The sequence below is a fragment of the Natranaeroarchaeum sulfidigenes genome (genome assembly GCF_017094485.1).
Lineage (GTDB): Archaea > Halobacteriota > Halobacteria > Halobacteriales > Natronoarchaeaceae > Natranaeroarchaeum > Natranaeroarchaeum sulfidigenes.
In genome coordinates, this window is sequence record NZ_CP064786.1 from 1,941,297 (window position 1) to 1,956,564 (window position 15,268).

The 15,268-nt window shown below is 60.0% G+C and carries 17 protein-coding genes and 1 tRNA gene; 11 read left to right on the forward strand and 7 right to left on the reverse strand.

The genetic code is table 11. The annotated features are described in order from the left end of the window. Positions 1 to 93: 93 nt before the first annotated feature. Positions 94 to 933 carry an HpcH/HpaI aldolase/citrate lyase family protein gene (locus tag AArcS_RS10020; protein ID WP_238477278.1) on the reverse strand — a complete coding sequence of 280 codons (840 nt, stop codon included), beginning with the start codon at positions 931 to 933 and terminating at the stop codon, positions 94 to 96. Positions 934 to 1,044: 111 nt separating this feature from the next. Here AArcS_RS10020 and AArcS_RS10025 point away from each other — a divergent pair, with 111 nt between their 5' ends. From AArcS_RS10025 to AArcS_RS10035, 3 genes are all read left to right on the forward strand, one after another. Next, positions 1,045 to 1,224, forward strand: coding sequence for a DUF7331 family protein (locus AArcS_RS10025; protein ID WP_238477279.1), 180 nt, complete (start codon positions 1,045 to 1,047; stop codon positions 1,222 to 1,224). Positions 1,225 to 1,368: 144 nt separating this feature from the next. Next, positions 1,369 to 1,674, forward strand: a complete 306-nt coding sequence (locus tag AArcS_RS10030) for a DUF7322 domain-containing protein (RefSeq protein ID WP_238477280.1) — start codon at positions 1,369 to 1,371, stop codon at positions 1,672 to 1,674. A 66-nt stretch (positions 1,675 to 1,740) separates the two neighbouring features. Beyond that, positions 1,741 to 2,169 (forward strand): DUF7346 family protein, encoded by a 429-nt coding sequence (locus AArcS_RS10035; RefSeq protein ID WP_238477281.1) that lies wholly within the window; start codon positions 1,741 to 1,743, stop codon positions 2,167 to 2,169. Here the strand turns inward: AArcS_RS10035 and rad50 are convergent. From rad50 to AArcS_RS10050, 3 genes are all read right to left on the reverse strand, one after another. Continuing rightward, complete coding sequence (gene rad50, locus AArcS_RS10040; protein WP_238477282.1) at positions 2,166 to 4,856, reverse strand: DNA double-strand break repair ATPase Rad50; 2,691 nt, start codon at positions 4,854 to 4,856, stop codon at positions 2,166 to 2,168. The two genes, AArcS_RS10035 and rad50, sit on opposite strands and share 4 nt — an antisense overlap. Continuing rightward, positions 4,853 to 6,088: a DNA double-strand break repair protein Mre11 gene (gene mre11, locus AArcS_RS10045; RefSeq protein WP_238477283.1), complete on the reverse strand. Its 1,236-nt coding sequence runs from the start codon at positions 6,086 to 6,088 to the stop codon at positions 4,853 to 4,855. Before mre11 ends, rad50 begins: the two co-directional genes overlap by 4 nt. Before the next feature lie 89 nt (positions 6,089 to 6,177). Further along, complete coding sequence (locus AArcS_RS10050; protein ID WP_238477284.1) at positions 6,178 to 6,447, reverse strand: MarR family transcriptional regulator; 270 nt, start codon at positions 6,445 to 6,447, stop codon at positions 6,178 to 6,180. Positions 6,448 to 6,615: 168 nt separating this feature from the next. Between AArcS_RS10050 and pan1 the strand changes: the two genes are divergently transcribed. Then, positions 6,616 to 7,830, forward strand: a complete 1,215-nt coding sequence (pan1, locus tag AArcS_RS10055) for a proteasome-activating nucleotidase Pan1 (protein ID WP_238477285.1) — start codon at positions 6,616 to 6,618, stop codon at positions 7,828 to 7,830. 41 nt (positions 7,831 to 7,871) lie between these two features. On the opposite strand, the gene AArcS_RS10060 is transcribed toward pan1, so the two are convergent. After that, positions 7,872 to 8,270, reverse strand: a complete 399-nt coding sequence (locus AArcS_RS10060) for a CBS domain-containing protein (protein WP_238477286.1) — start codon at positions 8,268 to 8,270, stop codon at positions 7,872 to 7,874. A gap of 248 nt (positions 8,271 to 8,518) precedes the next feature. Further along, positions 8,519 to 8,590, reverse strand: a tRNA-Ala gene (locus AArcS_RS10065). Between the two features lie 216 nt (positions 8,591 to 8,806). Between AArcS_RS10065 and AArcS_RS10070 the strand changes: the two genes are divergently transcribed. The 5 genes from AArcS_RS10070 (at position 8,807) to AArcS_RS10090 (ending at position 12,510) form a co-directional block, all read left to right on the forward strand. Beyond that, entirely contained in the window at positions 8,807 to 9,787 is a 981-nt protein-coding gene (locus tag AArcS_RS10070) for a hypothetical protein (protein WP_238477287.1), read from the forward strand. A gap of 208 nt (positions 9,788 to 9,995) precedes the next feature. Continuing rightward, positions 9,996 to 10,457: a 30S ribosomal protein S15 gene (locus tag AArcS_RS10075; protein WP_238477288.1), complete on the forward strand. Its 462-nt coding sequence runs from the start codon at positions 9,996 to 9,998 to the stop codon at positions 10,455 to 10,457. Positions 10,458 to 10,478: 21 nt separating this feature from the next. Beyond that, entirely contained in the window at positions 10,479 to 11,633 is a 1,155-nt protein-coding gene (locus AArcS_RS10080; protein ID WP_310736965.1) for an exonuclease RecJ, read from the forward strand. Further along, entirely contained in the window at positions 11,630 to 11,878 is a 249-nt protein-coding gene (locus tag AArcS_RS10085; RefSeq protein ID WP_238477290.1) for a KEOPS complex subunit Pcc1, read from the forward strand. Before AArcS_RS10080 ends, AArcS_RS10085 begins: the two co-directional genes overlap by 4 nt. Further along, entirely contained in the window at positions 11,875 to 12,510 is a 636-nt protein-coding gene (locus AArcS_RS10090; protein ID WP_238477291.1) for a 30S ribosomal protein S3ae, read from the forward strand. The genes AArcS_RS10085 and AArcS_RS10090 overlap by 4 nt, the downstream gene beginning before the upstream one ends. Before the next feature lie 38 nt (positions 12,511 to 12,548). Here AArcS_RS10090 and AArcS_RS10095 read toward each other — a convergent pair whose 3' ends face one another. Further along, complete coding sequence (locus tag AArcS_RS10095; RefSeq protein WP_238477292.1) at positions 12,549 to 12,971, reverse strand: cupredoxin domain-containing protein; 423 nt, start codon at positions 12,969 to 12,971, stop codon at positions 12,549 to 12,551. A gap of 115 nt (positions 12,972 to 13,086) precedes the next feature. Here AArcS_RS10095 and AArcS_RS10100 point away from each other — a divergent pair, with 115 nt between their 5' ends. Continuing rightward, positions 13,087 to 13,800 (forward strand): protein sorting system archaetidylserine synthase, encoded by a 714-nt coding sequence (locus AArcS_RS10100; protein ID WP_238477293.1) that lies wholly within the window; start codon positions 13,087 to 13,089, stop codon positions 13,798 to 13,800. 77 nt (positions 13,801 to 13,877) lie between these two features. Then, positions 13,878 to 15,110, forward strand: a complete 1,233-nt coding sequence (locus AArcS_RS10105; protein ID WP_238477294.1) for a HEAT repeat domain-containing protein — start codon at positions 13,878 to 13,880, stop codon at positions 15,108 to 15,110. The last annotated feature ends 158 nt before the right edge of the window (positions 15,111 to 15,268 follow it).

Genomic DNA, 15,268 nt, shown 5'->3' on the forward strand with positions numbered 1-15,268 from the left:
ATGAATCCTGCTCAGTACTAGTTCACGCATGACCACAGTGCATAGACGATAGAGGACGTTTCAAGCTACGAATCGAACGAACGGTCAGTGTAGTCACTGTTCGTGGAAGTGCCGTCCGGCACGGTCCTTGATCCGTTCGGCACGACGAATCAACGGCTGGTCGATCATCTCTCCATCGACCTTGAAGACACCGTCGTGATGTTCACTGGCTGCAAGGACGCGACGCGCCCATTTAATCTCGTCATCGCCCGGAACGAACGCCTCGTGAATCGGATCGATCTGGGTGGGATGGATCGCTAACTTCCCGTCGTATCCAAGCGTTGCACCGTGGTTTGCGTCCGCACGAATGCGGTCCTCGTCGTCGACTGCGGTACAGAGTGTATCGATCGCGTCGATACCTGCTGTGCGGGCTGCAAGGACGACGTGCTGACGTGCATACATAATTTCGTCACCGGAACTGGTTCGTGTTGCACCGATATCCGCCGTCAGGTCTTCCGCCCCAAACACGAGAGCGTCGGTCGCCTCGACTGTGGCGATAGACTCAGCGTGTAAGACACCAGCAGCCGTCTCGACGAGCGCGAACACTGGTAACTCGCTCCCGTGAGCCCGGATTGCGCTCACAAACCCGTCAACATCCTCTACCTCGTTGACTTTCGGGAGAACCAGTCCGTCGAGACGTATGTTCTCGATCAGAATAGTATCGAGATCGTCTTCGCCCCCCGGTAGTTCGTTTACCCGAACGAGAACTTCACATGCCGGATCAAACTCCGGATCAGTAAGGATATCGACGACGGTTTCTCTGGCGGCGGCTTTTCGATCCGGCGGGACGGCATCTTCCAGATCGAATACGATGACATCGGCGGCCGAGTTCGCTGCCGTCCAAAGCATCTCGGGCCGATCACCCGGCGAGAACAGCACGCTCCGTCGTGTCATACCAGTACTTGCTGTCTGAACTATTAAAATACGGTCGGTGGTATCGTCCGGAGCCAGTATGGCCGCAGCAACAAAGCATATAACGTGGTAACACATAACAAGGTTGTAGAGATGAAGAACGTCTCCGACCACGCAACAACCGGCTGGCAGGATAGCACGACGGAACGAGCGGGTGGTGTCGAAACGGTCGAGCGCTACGAGACGGACGAGGGCGTCGTTTTCTTCGATGCCGACAATCCGCTCGCGTGGGTAGAGGCGACACGAACAGTCAAACTCGACAACCAGGTGTGAACGCTGTATCCCCTCCCTGCTCGCGCCTCCCATTCGGTCGGCGCTCGCTGAGGAAGGGGCTTAGCGCCTCAATTCAGCTAACCCTCCATCCGCCGGCGGTCTCGGACGGCGACTTTTTTACTTTGTATCTCCAACCTGTTGGCAGTGAACCTCGACGACCCGCTTGAAATCGAGCCCAACGATGCCAACCCCGAGGACGAACTGGATTTCGATGTCCTGGATGCCGAGGAGAATCTGACACCCGAGATTCCGGACGGGTCGAACGCCCCGTCCGAGATCAAGAAAGCGTTCTGGAGTGTGTTTTTGCTGGTGAAGATCGGTATCACGTCCGGTAGCATAGGCGCGCTCCTCCTCGTACTTACACCCTACAGGCAGGTTGGCGCTGTGTTGTTTGTAATCGGTCTGTTCTCGCTTGTTCACGCGTACGTGAAGTATCAACGGGCAAAATAGGGTTGACCGAGTTCGTGCGGTTGGCGAATCGCCGTGGTTATCATTGTTCATCGACTACACAGTGCCATGCGAACAGTCCGTGACAGCTCGGGGAAACAGTACATCGTGGTGAAGTCCTCGGCGGACAGCAGTTTGGTTCGTGATCCCGAGGACGGGAACGAACGCTACGTCGACAACGATCGGCTCGAACCGGTAAACGGCGTATCGCCGCTCGAAGCGGCAGCAAGTGGCGTTTCTACCCCTGTACGACAGCTTCTCCGAGGGGTCCACGACGACACCGACCTCGGGTTGCTCGCGGAGCTGAGCGATCGCGGGCCAACTCCGGTTCGGGACATGATGCGCGAGTACGATCTGTGCGAGTCGGATCTCTACGGCCGTCTGGCCGAGTTGCGAGCGGCGGGGCTAGTCGAAGAATGTCGGATAGCCGATGAGCGCGGGTACGATGCTACGGCCCGTACTGTTGAGGCGCTTGCGACCCTCCGGGCGAACGACTAATCGTCCACTTGCTCCGCAAGCGGCCTCACCCCGACCTCTTCGCGGCGCTCCACGGACGATCGGTTCGACGTCGGATCCTTCCGCACTTCGACCACCCTGTCGGCTGCACCTACCAGCTCATCGTCGTGGCTCACGACGATAATCTGTTCGACGCCGAGATCACGCATCGAACCGATCAGTTCGACGAGCTGTGAGACGTGTCCCGAATCGAGGAAGACGGTCGGTTCGTCGAGGATAAGCGGCGGCATCGGCGCGGCCCCATCGATCCCCTCGGCGAGTAGACGGTAGATCGCACACCGGAGGCTGAGGTTGAATAACGCGCGCTCACCGCCCGATAGCTGGTCAGGGGCCAGGCGTGCGCCGTCCTTCTGGTAGACAGTTAGCTCGTACTCCCCGTCGAGTTCGATGTGCGAATAGGAGTCGTTCTGATAGACCAGATCGAATGTCTCGTTGAGCATCCGTTCGAGCGTCTCGACGTTCTGCTGGCGGAGTTCAGCCCGCAGGTCGCCGTAGGTCTCCTGTAACTGTTGGGCCTCGTCGTATAACGATTCGAGGGCAGTCTGTCGCGCAGCAACGCTCTCGCGTTTCTCGCGCAGGGATTCGAGCTCGCCCAGCTCGTTTTTGATGCCACCGATCCGGTCGAGCAGGTCGTCGCGACGTTCGCGTTCTTCTTCGACAGCCGGTTCTGCCTGCGCAAGATACTGATCGGCACGTTCACTGTCCTCACGGGCCTTCTCGATGCGGTCGTCGTCGAACGCCGACTGCAGTTCCGTTTTGCGCTCGTGCTTTTCGGCCAGCCGCTCGCGTCGTTCGTCGTTCAACTCGTCCTTTTCGGTACGGCGCTCACGGTGCTCCTCGATGGCGGCTCGTAGCTCCTCGATCTCGTCGAGGGTTTCTTCGAGCGATTCGAGCCGCTCGCGGCGCTCCCTGATCTCCCCACGTTCGGCATTGATATCGGCGATCTCACCGCGAAGTTCTTCGGCTTCTTCCGTAGCCTCGGACGCAGCCGCCAGCTTTTCGTCCGCGCGCTCGTCGAGCGTTTCTGCACGCTCTTCGAGGTCGTCGATCCGCTCGCGTTTGTCCGATAGCGTCGCCTCCCGTTCCTCGATCAGTTGTTCGACGTTCTGGCGGTTCGTACGAAGTTCTGTTACACGCCGTTGCGCTTCGACGAGCTCTTCGGCCGCCTCGCGGCGCTCGCGGACCGCCGAGCACTCCTCGGCCAGCTCCTCGCGCCTCGATTCGAGCTCCGCCACGCGGTCGCGATCGTCGGCGAGTGCGTCGACGTGTGGCGAATCGTCGACGGGCTGGCCGCACTCGGGACACTTCCCTTCTTCCAGCAGGGCTTCGGCCTCCTCGACCGACGCTCTGGCGGATTCGAGCTTCGTCCGGACGTCCGTGAGTTCCTCGCGTAGCTCCTCGTATTCGGCCTCGAGCGTGTCGGCGTGGTCAGTCGCCTTACCGAACTCGACCGGTGCGTCCTGAAAGACTTCTTTCGCCGCCTCGATCTCGTCGTCGATCTCGTCGAGTTTGTCCCGGCGCTCGTCGAGTTTGGTCTCGTCCTCGTCGAGTTCGGCTTTCAGATCGGTGGCATCCTCACGAGCCTGCTCGGCCTCCGCTTCGAGGTCGTCTGCGCGCTCGCGTGCATTCTCGGCCGTAGTAGTATATTCGCCGATCTCACCCCGGATGGTTTCGAGGTCGTCGCGGAGTTCGTCATCCCGTGCTTCGAGGTCGGCGAGAGCCGATTCGACTGCCGTGGTGTCCGCCTCATCGCCGACGTTCGCGTCGGCCAGCAGCTCTTCCCGCCGGTCCTGCAGCTCGTCGAGTCGGTCGCGATACTCGCTGATCTCAGATTTGAGACGGTCCCGTTCATCCTCAGTGTCGTTTATTTTGTCGCGGAGCTCCTCGATATCGGTTCCGAGTTCGTCGATCCGCTCGCGTTTCTCCTCGTACTCCTCAAGCACCGACTCAGCGTCGGCTTTGGTCTCACGTGCGGACTCGATCTGGGTTTCGAGCCGCTCGATCTCGGCGTTGCTCTCCTCCAGCTCGGTCTCCAGCTCGTTCAGTTGTGCGTGTAACTCCTTTTGTTCCTTGTCCTCGATCTGGGAGTCGAGGCTCTCGATCACGTCCCGCTGTCCATCGAGAACTGTTTTGACCGCCAACCGTGCCTCGCTCGCTCGCTCGCGATACTCTTCCAGCTTCCCGAGCTGGAGTAGATCATCGATCATGTCCTGGCGATCGCTCGGCGAAGCGTGGATCAGTTTGTTCACCTCGCCCTGCCGGACGTACGCGCAGTTGACGAACGCCTCGGCGTCCATCCGCAACAGTTCGGTAACGTACTCGCGCACAGCGCGTGCCCCGTCGACGTTGCTCTCTGGCGTCTCCAGCACACACTTTGCCGTCTGGGCGCGCTCGCCGCTCAGTCGTAGACGCCGCTCGATCCGGTAGGACTCGCCCGCGTGGTCGAAGACGAGTTCGATTTCGGCCTCCTCCGCGCCGTTCGTGATCACGTCATCGAGCGTCCGGTCGTCAAGCGCCTTCGACCCGTAGAGGGCGAAGAAACACGCCTCCAGCAGCGAGGACTTGCCGCTCCCGTTGACCCCATGGATCACAGTGACGCCGGTATCGAGATCGAGGTCGGCGTCAGCATAACATTTGAAGTTCTCCATGCGGACCCGTCGAAATCTCATAGATACTCCTCCATGGATCGCTGTGAGTTCGTGTCTCGGGCGTTGTCTGTGTCCCTCTGGTCGGATACGTCATCATCCGGTTGATCAGGTGTATCGTCAGCACCATCACTACCGGCGCTCTCGAAGGCATCGAGTCCCTCGTTCACGCGCTCACGAACGAGCGACTCGACACGCTCCCGGACGTTCGAGTCGGCGACCTTGCTCTCGCGAACCGTTTCGTCGATATCTCGGGCCGCGGGACTCAGACCCAGCTCACCCAGTCGCTCCCGTACGGCGTCGTCGGGATCCGCGAAGCTGACGCTAACGTCCGTCCCCTGATCGATCTCACGGCGGTCGTTGACTCTGGCGATCAACGCGCCGTTATCCAGCGCGAGTTCTTCGACACTCGCGGGCGTCACCGGTTCTCCCTCACCCTCGACCGTGACGATGACGACCGCATCCTCGACATCGTGCTGGCGGACGCGCTCGCGGACCCTGTCGGTCCCCTCTCCCTCAGCCAGCTCCACGTCCACGAAGCGAAAGTCGCGGGTGTCGGCAACGGCGCGTCTAGTAATCGAGACACCGTCTTCGCCGGCCGTGACGATGTTGTAGCCTCGCTCGTCCCGTTCGGACGCACTCGCCCGTTCGGTCGAGCCACAGTAGGTCACCCAGGTATCCAGTAGCTCCCGTTTTCCGGGCGCATGGTTGTCGCCGAGCAGCAGTGCGTCGAACTCGATCGCGGCGTCAGTCAGGACGCGTTCGGTGTCCCAGTCGGCGTGGGCAAAGGGCTCGAAAAGGCCGTGACTCACCAGCATCGCGTGGTCGACTTCATCGGTCCCTTCGAACTCGTAGTCGAGTCCGTCACGCTGTGATTCGGGAACGAAATCGAGGCCATAGAATGCAATATCCCCGACGACTTCCGGCGTCGCCCCGAGTCGGATCGTCAGCCCCAGATCCTCGAAGAGGTCGAGCCACTGTCCGTCGCGTTTCGTCTCGTGGTTCCCGACGACAGCGAGAAACGGAATATCGGCGTCGTCGAGTTCGCGCAGCGCGGCCACCGTTCCCTGTATGTCGGGGAGATCAGGGCGCCGGTCGTGAAAGAGATCACCCGCGTGGACGACTGCATCGACATCGTCGGCGATAGCGTCCTCGACGACCTGCCGGAACGCATCAAGAAAATCCTGACGGCGCTCCGGCGAGTGGTACTGCCGATACCCGATGTGGGTGTCGCCGGTGTGGATCACCCGTGTCATGCACGGTCATTGTACTGGCGGTCTTAAGACGGTTCCGCGACCGTAGTGAAACTGAAACGACGAGGACAGCTACGGATCGGAGGCGGTGATTACTCGATATCGAGCGTGTAGATCCGCTTTCGCGCGTCCGAAAAGGAAAACCGCGAGTCGACAACGCCGCGCTCTTCGAGTCGGTTCAGCGCATATCGGACAGTGCGGGCAGGGAGTAACGTCTCCTCTGCCAGCTGGCTCTGGGTGAGCGTCCCGTTGTACTCTAGAACTTTCGCGACGAGTTTGGCGCTCGGTGGCAGGTCACGAACGTCGTCCCAGCTCGCTTCGGATTCGGGAGTATCGATCTGAACAGGCTCTGGTGCACTCATTCTACTCCACGCTTGGACATACAGGGTAATAATATTGTCCCTTTATGATTATTACTATGGAAAATAATATGTGGCTAGGATATATGACCTTTGCGTCCTCGGACGTCTTTGCCGCCCCGGATTCTCCCGACCCGAAGCCTCTTATGAGCCAACGCCCTAACACCGACAATGACCGACACTGTGGAGGACGTCGACCTTCCCTACGACGAGGAGGAGGCGTCACAGCGGGAGAAAATCGAGGCACTTCGGGAACGCCTCGAAGTCCTCGAATCACAGAACGAGGAGATGCGGGACAAGCTACTCGATGCGAACGCGGAGAACAACAAGTACCAGCAGAAGCTCGAACGGCTCACTCACGAGAACAAGAAACTCAAACAGTCACCGCTGTTCGTGGCGACGGTCCAGGAGCTCTCCGAGGAGGGTGCCATCATCAAACAGCACGGCAACAATCAGGAGGCGCTCACCGAGGTTACCCAGGAGATGCGTACGGATCTGGAGCCCGACGACCGCGTCGCGGTGAACAACTCCCTGTCGATTGTCAAGAAACTCGACAGCGAGACCGACGTGCGCGCCCGCGTGATGGAAGTCGACGAATCCCCTGACGTCACCTATGAGGATATCGGCGGTATCGAGGAGCAGATCAACGAGGTCCGGGAAACCGTCGAGATGCCGCTGAAAAAGCCCGATGCATTCGACGATGTCGGGATCGAACCCCCAAGCGGCGTCCTGCTCTATGGCCCGCCGGGGACCGGCAAGACGATGCTCGCCAAAGCGGTGGCCAACCAGACCGACGCCACCTTCATCAAAATGGCCGGCTCCGAACTCGTTCACAAGTTCATCGGCGAGGGCGCAAAGCTCGTCCGTGACCTCTTCGAGGTCGCCCGCGAGAACCAGCCCGCAGTCCTCTTCATCGACGAGATCGACGCCATCGCCTCCAAGCGAACGGAGTCCAAAACCTCCGGCGACGCAGAGGTTCAGCGGACGATGATGCAACTGCTCTCGGAGATGGACGGCTTCGAGGACCGCGGCGACATCCGGATCATCGCAGCGACGAACCGCTTCGATATGCTCGATCGTGCGATCCTCCGCCCCGGCCGCTTCGACCGACTTATCGAGGTGCCGAAACCCGACCGCACCGGCCGGGAGATCATCTTCCAGATCCATACTCGGGATATGAACGTTGCGGACGACGTCGACTTCGCCGAACTCGCCGAGATGGCTCACGAGGCGAGCGGCGCGGACGTCAAAGCCATCTGTACCGAAGCCGGAATGTTCGCCATCCGCGAGGATCGCACGGACATTCGGATGGCCGACTTCCGAAACGCCTGGGAGAAGATCCAGAAGGAAAGCGAGGACGACGACGTCTCGAAGACGTTCGCCTGAGTCGGGGCTTTTTTGGCTCGAACTTCGCCCCTCTAGAGCATTCAGTCGGTGCGGGCGTTCTGGACTTTGATAACCCGTTCCGACCGATTTCGGCCGATATCCGCGAGTGTCACGATACCGACCAGTCCCTGACCGACAACTGGTAGTTTCTTGATCCCGTGGAGCTCCATCTCGTGAAGCGCTTTGTCAACCGAGTCACATGGAGAAATGGTGACAAGCTCAGTACTCATGATGTCTTGCACTCGCGTTTCCGCGACGTCCGCACCGTTCCGATAGATGTCCCGCAGGACATCAGAGCGGGTGAGAATCCCTACTGGTTCTCCATCCATTACGACGACACTTCCCACGTGCTCCGCAAGCATCGTTCCCATTGCATCGTGGACTGTGTCGGTTGGTGAAACGGTCACTACCGGCGAGGTCATACAGTCTTTCACTTGCATATGTCGGACTACGTTGGGCTAGGTATTAGTTCTTAGCACCTAAAGTAGACTGAATAAAAAGAATGGGATCTAGAATTGCGGCTCCTCAATAGCTGTAGACTCCGTTAGAATCGGACTCGACTCTTTCAAAGTGAGTTGTACACCCGACAGGTCCCGTCTCGCTCGTGGAAACTTGCTTCGAGCGCCTCAAATCCCGCCTTTGACGACTATTTGCTCGTCTCAAGTGGGAGTGAGCCGCGCAAGGATAGTGGACTCGTCGGGATTTGAACCCGAGGCCTTCCCCGTGCCAGGGGGATGATCTACCGCTGATCTACGAGCCCGCGTCGACAACAAGGAATTCCGTGGGGGCACAAATAAACCTCTCGAATTAGACCAGCACCGCCACGGCCGGCCGATAACCAGATTCGCTCGGTCGGAACTATCGCTGCGGAACTGGAACATGGTGTCGCCATTTTGTAATCCGATTTAGGACATTATATTATAGAGTAGATATACAACATTAAATACAGTGACGGCATAAACTATTCTGTCAGCAAATGCTATCCAACTTCAAGACGGCAACAAGCGTATTCGTCAAGACGGCACCGTTCGTACTGTTGCGATTCGCAATCGGTATCCTGCTCGGAGGGCTGTCGATACTGTACTTCGGGGTGGTCGGGTACGTACTGTTCAACTACGTGGACCTTGGCTCCGCGTCGTTCCTGATCGGACTCGCTGGACTCGGGATCGCGATCTTGCTGTTCTATAAAGTGTGGCGATGGCTCGTCAAGTACGTCCTCTACCTGGTCAAGGCCGGTCACATCGCTGTCATTGCGGAGGCAGTTGACACGGGAGAAGTCCCCTCGAACCAGATCCGGTACGGCACGAACAAGGTCACCGATCAGTTCATGCAGGCGACGGCGTTGTTCGGTGTCGACCTCGTCGTCAAAGGCGTGCTCAAGCAGTTCAACAAAGCTGTCGTTTCGTTCTCGGAACTGGTGTCGTTCGTTCCCGCGCTGGCCCAGCTGATCCGGTTCGTCGGAAAGGGAATCGAGATCGCGGCGTCGTACATCGACGAAGCGGTCATCGCGTACATGTTCCTGAATCCCGAGGGGAACCGCTGGAAGTCTGCCGCCGATGGACTGGTGATCTACGCGAAGACGTGGAAGCCGGTGCTTGCAACGACGCTGGTGGTCGTGGGTGCACTGTACGCCCTCGGTGTCACACTCTTCCTCATGTTGACGCCACTGGCCGCGGTGCTGAGTGGACTGTCGCTCGCCTTCGAGCTGTTCGGCTGGATCGTCGTCGGTGGAGTGACCCTCGCGATCTACTCGGGGATCATCAAGCCGTACATCAAGACGATCGTGATCACGACGTTCCTGATCGAGTCCGAGGGAGAGACGCCGGATGCGGAGACTCGCGAGTGGCTCGAGGACCGCTCCGAGAAGTTCCGGGAGCTACAGGGGAAAGCAGAGACAGAAGATACCACGACAGTCGGGGACGATCCGACACAGGGAGACACCCCAGCCCCCGCCTGAGGGCCTGTGTCGATCGTTCCGTGAGCAGTAGTGAGCGTTCGAGTGGAGGTCGCAACGCTTTTGAGCACCACGAGCAAGATACAAATGGGAACAACACGGCCGCAAATCTGACTCGCCGTCCGTTCGGGCGGCTTGGGATTGCGGAAGTGAACCCGGCCAGGTGGCCGGTCTATCGTGTAGCGGTCTGTGCGGTTCCTATCCTCAAACTATGGCACGAATGCATACCAGTCGCCGTGGATCGGCCGGTTCCGATCACCCGGCGGCAGACGAACCACCGGAGTGGAGCGACGTCGACGCCGACGAGATCGAAGCGCGCGTCGTCGAGCTGGCAGAACAGGGACACAGCGCGAGCGAGATCGGACTGATCCTGCGCGATGAGGGTGTCAAGGGGACGCCGATTCCGAACGTCAAGCTCGCGACGGGCAAGAAAGTATCCGAGATCCTCGAAGAGAACGACGCTGATCCCGAACTCCCCGACGACCTGTACAACCTGCTCGTCCGTGCAGTTCGACTGTACGAGCACGTCGAGGAGAACCCACAGGACCACCAGAACAAGCGCGCACTGCAGAACACCGAGTCGAAGGTTCGTCGCCTCGCGGACTACTACCGCGGCGACGCGATCGACGAGGACTTCCAGTACACCTACGAGAACGCCGTCGAGCTCATATAGATGTCTACTACCGGGCGAGCAATGACCGACGCTGACGCGACAAGTAACATCGCTGCCCAGCTACGTGAGGCCGGATTCGTCCGGCTGTTCGCACACGCTGACGGCGATTCGCTTGCAGCCAGCGGTGTCCTCGCCCGGGCGCTCAACGAACTCGGCTTGCCGTTTCAGGTGAGCGTCGTCGAGACCCGTGAGGAGTACGTCAACCGCAGCAAGCGAGTCGACGAAGCCGTCATCGTTCCGATCGGCATCGACTCTCGTCGGACTGACGAGTCGGTGCTATCAGCGATTCAACCAACGGATCGCCCGACGAGCGTGACTGCGTTCGAGATTGCACGCGACCTCGGAGTAACCCCCGATGCTGTGCTCGCGCTCGCGGGCGCGATCGCGAGTGGAGCAGCCGCCGGTGCAGACGATACGGCCGGAGTACTGGACGCCGCCGTTGAACGTGGCGTCGAACAGCGCCCCGGTGTAGGACTCCCGATCGACGACCTGTCGGACGGACTCGCTCATTCGACGTTGTTTCACGCCCCCTACTCGGGACGCCCCGAGGCGGTGCAGGCGACGCTCGCAGAACTCGCGTTGCCAGCCGAACTGGACGCCGATGCGCATCGACGTATCGCCTCGATGGTCGCGCTGGACGCCACAGATGTCGACGAAGGGCAGTCCCGCGCCGCCGAAGCGATCGAAGGTGCACTGTCACCGTACACGGTTCCGGACGGCCCGTTTGCGACTGTCGAGGGGTACGCTGACGTGCTCTCGGCCGTTGCGAGTGACGCGCCGGGGACCGGTATCGCGCTGGCACTCGGCCACGACGCCCGTTTGGACGCGCTGTCTGCGTGGCGTACCCACGCCGCTGCGGTCCACGACGGACTACGGAACGGGACGACCGGCCGGTACGACGGTCTGTTCGTCGCACGCGTCGAGGACGGGCCAGTCCGGACGACAGCACGGCTCCTGCTGGGATATCGCTCGCCGGAACCGATTGCACTGGCTGTCTCCGACGACGAAGCGGGTGTCGCTGCCGCGGACGAAGCAGGCGTTGCTGCCGTCGATGAAGCACTCGCGAGTGCTATCGAAACGACAGGCGGCGAGTTCGCCGGTACGGACCGACGGGGCTACGCCAGATTCGACGGCGAGACAAAGGCTTTCATTGCCGCGTTCAGAGGGACACTATGAAACGCGCAACCATCCGAACGAGGTCCGAACACGCCGAAACGATCGCACGAGCGATCCGGCCGGACAACACGGACGAGATGGTGACTCACGTAGAGAACGCCGACGACGCCGACCGTGTCCGCACAACCATCGAGCGCGAAACGACTGGTGGACTCCAGACGAACGTCGACGATTACGTCGTCAATGTAGACGTCGCAACACAGGTCGTAGAGCACGCAAACCAACATACCAACACACAACCATGAGTGAACGATCCGTATCCAAGCAAGCACAGGAAAAGCGGTGGTACACCGTCCACGCTCCCGAACAGTTCGACCGTGAGGAGCTCGGTGAAACACCCGCCGACGAACCCGAGAAGGTTCTCGGCCGCAACATCGAAACAACGCTGGGCGAACTCCGTAACGACGCCAGCGAGAACAACACCAAACTGACCTTCAAGATCAACGACGTCGGTAGCGACGCCGCGTACACCGAGTTCATCAAACACGAACTCACGCGGGACTACCTGCGTTCGCTGGTCCGGCGCGGTGCCTCGAAGATCGAGGCCTACGTCACGGTCCTAACGACCGACGACTACCGCGTGCAGGTCCAGCCCGTCGCGTTTACGACCAAGAAGGCTGATGCCAGCCAGGAGCAGGCGATCCGCCGCGAAATGATCGACATCGTCGAAGAAGCTGGCGCAGAGCGCTCCTTCGAGGAGCTCCTCGACAGCATCGTCGAAGGTCGACTCTCCAGTGCGATCTACGGCGAGGCAAAGACCATCTACCCGGTCCGTCGCGTCGAGATCCAGAAGACTCGACTCGAAGCCCGTCCCGAAGAGGTCGCAGCTGAAGAAGAGACCTCCGTCGACGTGGACGAAGACGACGTCAGCGTCTAGTAGCGACGCTCGTAGTTTTTTATAGACGCAACCGAGAGTCACGACGTTCGGTCGTCAGTGACGACCACGACCCCGACCATCCCGCCACGTTCGTGTGGAATACAGACGTAGTTGTACTCACCGGCGACCTCGAAGGTGTGCTGATACGTATCCTGAACGTCGATGTTGCCGCCAAAGTCATTGTGCCAGGCATCGCGTGCAGCCTCCTCGGTCTCGTACCCACCCGATGCGAAGTACTCGGCGTCGTCGGGAATCGCGTTTTCGTAGGCGGTTACGGTATGGCCGCGCGAACTCGTGTTTCGCCAGACGACCGTCTCGCCGACCGACGCCTCATAGGTCTCTGGCGTGAATCCGTTAGCAGTCATCCCGATATCGTATTCGGCGTTGCCGAAGGCTGTACAGCCAGCGAGCCCGGCGAGTGCCCCAGCGCCAAGCGTGGCGAGATAGGTCCGGCGCTCCATACTCACAGATTGGAACTTGACGAATATAGGTCGCCCGATCTATCGGGATCCGTTCGTCACTCCCCTTCGAGTAGAATATAAAAACGTAAGTTCAGTCTGGGCATTTCACGGGCATATGCAGCCACGTTTCGTCGGCCGAATGAGTCTCGCCGACGCAGTAACTATCTCGAACGCTGCACTGGGATTTCTGGCCGTCGTAGTCGCCTTTTCTGACCCGATGACTGCGGCACGACTGCTCCTGTTGGCTGCGATCGCAGACGGGCTCGACGGCGTCGTTGCACGCGCGTATGGCAGCTCACCGGCTGGCGAGTATCTCGACTCGCTCGCAGACGTTGCATCGTTCTCTGTCGCCCCCGCAGTCATCGTCTTCGTGGTTGCCCGGGATGGGCTGGGCGTTGACGGTCCTGCACTGACTACGGAAGCAGCGCTGGTATTCGGACTGCCAGCCCTGTTCGTTGCCATGGCTGTGCTCCGGCTCGGGATGTACACCGCCTACGATACGCGCGATTCCTACACAGAGGGCGTACAGACGACGCTTGCTGCGACGATCATCGGTGCAGCGATTCTCGCTGGGCTCGGTGACCCGTACTATCTGCTCGGGGCAACGGCACTGTTCTGTTATCTCATGGTCGCGCCGATCGAGTATCCGGATCTACTCGCCCGTGATGCGTTTATAATGGGGGTTACTCACGGGCTCGCGATCCTGATCCCGACGTGGGCCGGACGCACCTTCCCGTACGCCCTGTTGATCCTCGGACTGGCGTATCTAACGCTTGGACCGCGTTTCTACTGGCGTGACGATGTGTCGGGCACAAACGGAAACGCTTAGAAGGCCTACGCCAAGATATAGAGCTATATGAGTCCGGTCACGCTCCGACGTAGCGGGCAGGGCATGGAGGGGTCTACATGAGTGACGATGACACCGGCGGCGACGGCGAGGCAGAGGTCACGATCGAACAGCTCCGGGAACGGCTCTCGGCGATCGAGGAACAACTCGACGAGGCAGAAACCGAAATCGATCTCGACGAGATAGAGAGCGAACTGAACGCGCTCGAAACCGATCTCGAAACGGCTGATCTCCCCGAGCCGGACGACGAAGACGAGGAACCTCCGGCGGAGGAACTCGAAGACGAGAAAGCGGAGCTCGAAGACCAGCTTGAGGAGGCCCGTGGTCCGTACGACGAGGACGTCATCGAGGAGATCGACGCTGCGATCGATGAGATCGAGAGCGCCGAATGGACAGAAACGGGTCTCGATGAGGTTGCAGCCGCGGTCGAACAGTTCCTTGACGAAGTTAACGACGAGCTCGACACGACGCTCGAACTCGATGTCGAACCGGAGATCGAGGACTTCGTCGCGGGGCTCGAAGACGCTGCCGACGCCATCGAGTCGGCCGGGCTGGACGCCGACGCCGACGAGGAAGCAATCGGGACGCTGCTCGAAGCGGCCGAAACGCTCGTCGAGGACCTCGACGCCGCCGAGACGTGGAGCGACCTTTCGGTGCGAGAAAAGCTCGACCACCACGGCTTCTACGACGTGCTGGACCATCGCAAGGACTACCCGCCGGAGTGGCACTCGCTGAAGGTTTTCGAGAAACGCGGCGACGTCGAGAAGATCCTCATCGCGCTCGACCTGCTCGATTCGGATTTCATGGAAGAACACTGCCTCGAAGCCCTCGAACGGATGGGCCGCGAGGAGGCCGTCGAGCCCATGATGGAGCGCGCCCAGAAGCGCGATCAGGACGCCATCCGAATTCTCGGCAAGACCGGCTCCGAGGAGCCTGTCGAGATGCTCGTCGAGTACATCGAGGGTGACGGCAACCCCGGCCTCCAGAAGGTCGTCATCAAGGCGCTCGGCGAGATTGGCTCCGAAGACGCGACCGAAGCCGTCGCCCAGAAGCTCGACTCCGACACCGAGGAGCTCCGCAGTCGCGGCGCGCGTGCCCTCGGTCTGATCGGCGACACCCGCGCGATCGAACCGCTCGCCGACACGCTCGCCGATGACGACTCCGATACCGTTCGGGCCAGCGCGGCGTGGGCGCTCAACCAGATCGGCACCGAGGAAGCACTCGAAGAGGTCAGCCAGTACAGCGACGACCGGGCGTATCTGGTGCAGGCAGAAGCTGAAAAGGCGGTCTGAAGCGGTTCCTTTTCTCTTGTAGCTACCCGTTCGCTTCGCTCGTGAGAATATATTTTAGAGATCGGTTTGGGACTCGGTCGACTGGTAACTTTATAAATAATGTTACAATGTTACATTGTGTACGCAGAGTAACCACTTAGTGTCGAAGCGATCCGAAA

Bases quoted from the DNA above. Each gene is read 5' to 3' on its own strand.
- rad50 (WP_238477282.1), bottom strand. From the start codon at position 4,856: ATGAGATTTCGACGGGTCCGCATGGAGAACTTCAAATGTTATGCTGAC.
- AArcS_RS10060 (WP_238477286.1), bottom strand. From the start codon at position 8,270: ATGCAAGTGAAAGACTGTATGACCTCGCCGGTAGTGACCGTTTCACCA.
- AArcS_RS10070 (WP_238477287.1), top strand. From the start codon at position 8,807: ATGCTATCCAACTTCAAGACGGCAACAAGCGTATTCGTCAAGACGGCA.
- AArcS_RS10095 (WP_238477292.1), bottom strand. From the start codon at position 12,971: ATGGAGCGCCGGACCTATCTCGCCACGCTTGGCGCTGGGGCACTCGCC.
- AArcS_RS10050 (WP_238477284.1), bottom strand. From the start codon at position 6,447: ATGAGTGCACCAGAGCCTGTTCAGATCGATACTCCCGAATCCGAAGCG.
- AArcS_RS10035 (WP_238477281.1), top strand. From the start codon at position 1,741: ATGCGAACAGTCCGTGACAGCTCGGGGAAACAGTACATCGTGGTGAAG.
- AArcS_RS10085 (WP_238477290.1), top strand. From the start codon at position 11,630: ATGAAACGCGCAACCATCCGAACGAGGTCCGAACACGCCGAAACGATC.
- AArcS_RS10075 (WP_238477288.1), top strand. From the start codon at position 9,996: ATGGCACGAATGCATACCAGTCGCCGTGGATCGGCCGGTTCCGATCAC.
- AArcS_RS10025 (WP_238477279.1), top strand. From the start codon at position 1,045: ATGAAGAACGTCTCCGACCACGCAACAACCGGCTGGCAGGATAGCACG.
- AArcS_RS10105 (WP_238477294.1), top strand. From the start codon at position 13,878: ATGAGTGACGATGACACCGGCGGCGACGGCGAGGCAGAGGTCACGATC.
- AArcS_RS10100 (WP_238477293.1), top strand. From the start codon at position 13,087: ATGCAGCCACGTTTCGTCGGCCGAATGAGTCTCGCCGACGCAGTAACT.
- AArcS_RS10090 (WP_238477291.1), top strand. From the start codon at position 11,875: ATGAGTGAACGATCCGTATCCAAGCAAGCACAGGAAAAGCGGTGGTAC.
- pan1 (WP_238477285.1), top strand. From the start codon at position 6,616: ATGACCGACACTGTGGAGGACGTCGACCTTCCCTACGACGAGGAGGAG.
- AArcS_RS10080 (WP_310736965.1), top strand. From the start codon at position 10,479: ATGACCGACGCTGACGCGACAAGTAACATCGCTGCCCAGCTACGTGAG.
- AArcS_RS10020 (WP_238477278.1), bottom strand. From the start codon at position 933: ATGACACGACGGAGCGTGCTGTTCTCGCCGGGTGATCGGCCCGAGATG.
- mre11 (WP_238477283.1), bottom strand. From the start codon at position 6,088: ATGACACGGGTGATCCACACCGGCGACACCCACATCGGGTATCGGCAG.